Below are 3,205 nucleotides of genomic sequence, written 5' to 3' on the forward strand. Positions count from 1 at the left end.
GCGCCAAACAGGCGGCTGCAATAGGAATCTCTTTGCGGCGAATTTTTGCGTTCCCGGATCACGCTTTCCAACTCCGACACCATATCGCGGGGCCTGACAAAGCCAAAACAGGACGTTTCTCCGGTATGGCAGGTGGGCCCGGCGGGTCGGGCCAGAACCAATAGGGCATCGTTGTCACAATCGGAATGGATTTCCTCCAGGTAGAGGAAGTTTCCCGATGTTTCCCCCTTGGTCCATAATTGCCGGCGCGAGCGGGAAAAGAATGTCACTTTTCCCGTTTCCAGGGTTTTTTCCAGGGCTTGGCGGTTCATGTAGCCCAACATCAGCACGGTGCCGCTGGATGCGTCCTGGACCACGGCCGGAACCATGGGACATGTGGTAAAATCGATTTGATTTAGTTGGAATTTCATCTATCTCTCCGTACACAAATCGAACGCGCGGCCAGGTACTCTTTCACCTGATTGATGGTATAACGCCCGGAGTGAAACACACCTGCGGCCAGTACCGCATCAGCCCCGCCCTGTTCCAGAGCGGCTGCAAAATCATCGAGCCGGCCACCACCGCCGGAAGCGATGAGCGGACAGGAAACAGTCGTGGAAACGCGGCGCAGGAGCCCGGTATCGTATCCGGAACCGGTTCCATCGCGTTCCATCGAGGTCAGCAGGATCTCTCCGGCTCCGCGGTTTGCCGCCTCAAGGGTCCATGCCACCACTTCATGGGCGGTTGGAGTGCGCCCGCCGTTGACAAACACGCGATGTGATCCGGCCACGATGCCGGCATCCACGGCCACCACCACGCATTGGGAACCGAAAGCCCTCGCCAGGCGCGTGATCAATCCGGGATCAAACACTGCGGCTGAGTTGACTGATACCTTATCGGCGCCGGCTTCCAGCAGCGTTTCCACGTCGTGCTCATTCCTGATTCCTCCACCCACGGTAAAGGGAATGTCCAGGTTGCGGGCAATGGCGCGCACCAGGTCCACGCGTACTTTTTGCCTGGAAACCGTGGCCGCGATATCCAGGTAGACCAGTTCATCCGCGCCCTGATCGCGGTAGCGCTTTCCCAGTTCAACCGGATCACCCATGTCGCGCAGGTTCAGGAAGTGGACGCCTTTGACCACACGACCGGCGCGCACATCCATGCAGGGAATGATTCTACACGCCACCATTCTCTTCCTCCCCACATTCCAGCGACACCAAGTCCTCTGGGATGATCGCGTCTTCGTACAAGGCCCGGCCCACCACCACGCCCGCCAGTCCCATGCGACGCAGGCGGCGCACCTGCGCCATGCAACTGATGCCGCCGGAAGCCAGCAAATCAATGTCCGGGAATTCTTCCAGAATGTAATGATAAAGATCGAAATCCGGCCCGGTCAGCATGCCGTCCCGCGCCACCGCGGTGCTCATGAAACGCCGGATACCCAACTCGCACATGGTCAAGATAAAATCCAGCAGATCTTGCGCGGATTCCTCCTGCCATCCGGACAGGGCCAGCCGCCCCCTGTTTGCATCCGCCGCCACGATAAAGCGCTCGGCCCCGAAACGATCGATGCATTGCCTGAGAGTTTCGGGTTCACGCGCCGCCAAGGTAGTTACGCAGACCCGGTCGGCACCGGCATTCAGCCAGCGTCTCACCTGTTCGCAAGTGCGGATGCCACCGCCCACGTCCACGCGGCATCCTGATTGCCGGCAGATATCCCTAATCCCATTCCAGTTGTCACTGCCGCCGCTTCCGGCCGCGTCCAGGTCGACGACGTGCAGGTGGGTGAAGCCGAACCCGTTAAACCGTTTCGCGGTTTCCAAAGGTGAAGCCGCATAAACGCTTGGGTTAGTGAACTCGCCGCGCCGCAGGCGCACGCAATTTCCATCCATGATATCAATAGCGGGGATTGTGATGAATTCACTTTTTGACATGTGTTTCTCCTGAAAGATTGCAGAAATTTTCGAGCAGGCGTTGGCCAACGGCACCGCTCTTTTCGGGGTGAAACTGCACGCCGTAGAAATTGTTTCGCTCCAAAGCCGCGCTGAAAGTCCCCATGTGTTCGCAGGTCGCGGTTGTCCATGCGGACAATCCGGCATAATAAGAATGTACGAAGTAGAACCAGGCACCCTCTTCCAGACCGTGAAACAGGGGCCCGTGGATCTCTTTTACGCGGTTCCACCCCGTGTGGGGAACTTTGCCCCGGCCGCGAAAACGCTGAACCGCAAGATCAAACACCCCCATGCCCGGGGTGTTGCGTTCTTCGGTCCGGCGACACAGCATCTGCATGCCCAGGCAGATGCCCAGTACCGGGATGGTGAAATGCTTTATGACATCATCCAGTCTTCGCTCGGCCAGGAAATCCATGGCGGAACGGGCTTCTCCCACCCCCGGCAGAATGACCCGGTCGGCTTTCACCAACTGCTCCGGGGAATCCGCGATGCCTGCGCGTACGCCGATCCGTTCCAATGCCGCCACCAGGGAAAAGAGGTTTCCCGCCCCGGTTCGTACAATCATTGTGTTCACTGCAACGCTCCCTTGGAGGAGGGCACACTTCCCGCGGCGCCTTGACGCACCAGGGCCTGCCCCAGTGCGCGTCCCACGGCCTTGAACACCGCCTCGATGCGGTGGTGGTCGTTTTCCCCCGCGACGCGCACATGCAGGCTGATTCCCGCTGCGTGAACCAAAGAACGGAAAAAATGTGCAAACATCTCCGTGGGGATGCCGCCCACGCTTTCGCGGCGGAAACGCACGCGCCAGGAGAGCCAGGCACGGCCTCCCAGGTCCAGCGCCACCCGCGCCAGGGCGTCATCCATGGGCAGCAGGAAGCCGTAACGCGTCCGGTCGCGGACGCCGTCCAGGGCTTTGCGCAGGGTGGTTCCCAATACAACGGCGCAATCTTCAACCGTATGGTGCGGTCCGGTTTGCAGATCTCCCCGGGCCTTGATGGTAATCCCGATTCCCGCGTGCACCGCCACCTGTTCCAGCATGTGATCCAGAAACGGCAATCCGGTGCGAATGTCGGCGAATGACCCGCCATCCAGGTTGACTGCGCACGTGATATCGGTTTCGCGGGTTCTGCGCGACACCTCGGCACTACGCACCCTGATGCCCAGCAGGAAGTCCGCCACCACCGCCCAGTCACCTGAAACCAGGTCACACCAGCGTTCCAAACCCGCGGCAACCAGGGGATCCCGATTCCCGAGCGTGTCCTCGCGGTACCAGA

General features: G+C 59.9%; 5 protein-coding genes. All 5 read right to left on the bottom strand.

The window, feature by feature from the left end:
- The coding region (gene hisI, locus ENN40_10550) for a phosphoribosyl-AMP cyclohydrolase (GenBank protein ID HDP95781.1) at window positions 1-410 on the bottom strand (410 nt) is incomplete at its 3' end.
- Window positions 407-1,168, bottom strand: coding sequence for an imidazole glycerol phosphate synthase subunit HisF (hisF, locus tag ENN40_10555; protein ID HDP95782.1), 762 nt, complete (start codon window positions 1,166-1,168; stop codon window positions 407-409). The genes hisF and hisI, both read right to left, overlap by 4 nt.
- A complete protein-coding gene (gene hisA, locus ENN40_10560; GenBank protein HDP95783.1) occupies window positions 1,155-1,913 on the bottom strand; it encodes a 1-(5-phosphoribosyl)-5-[(5-phosphoribosylamino)methylideneamino]imidazole-4-carboxamide isomerase in 759 nt (252 codons plus the stop codon). The genes hisF and hisA overlap by 14 nt, the downstream gene beginning before the upstream one ends.
- The gene (gene hisH, locus ENN40_10565) at window positions 1,900-2,505 is read right to left on the bottom strand and encodes an imidazole glycerol phosphate synthase subunit HisH (GenBank protein HDP95784.1); all 606 of its coding nucleotides are present in this window, start codon (window positions 2,503-2,505) and stop codon (window positions 1,900-1,902) included. Before hisH ends, hisA begins: the two co-directional genes overlap by 14 nt.
- The coding region (locus ENN40_10570; GenBank protein HDP95785.1) for a bifunctional histidinol-phosphatase/imidazoleglycerol-phosphate dehydratase at window positions 2,502-3,205 on the bottom strand (704 nt) is incomplete at its 5' end. The genes hisH and ENN40_10570, both read right to left, overlap by 4 nt.

It is taken from the genome of Candidatus Aminicenantes bacterium, assembly GCA_011049425.1.
In the GTDB taxonomy this organism is placed as follows: Bacteria; Acidobacteriota; Aminicenantia; order UBA2199; family UBA2199; genus UBA876.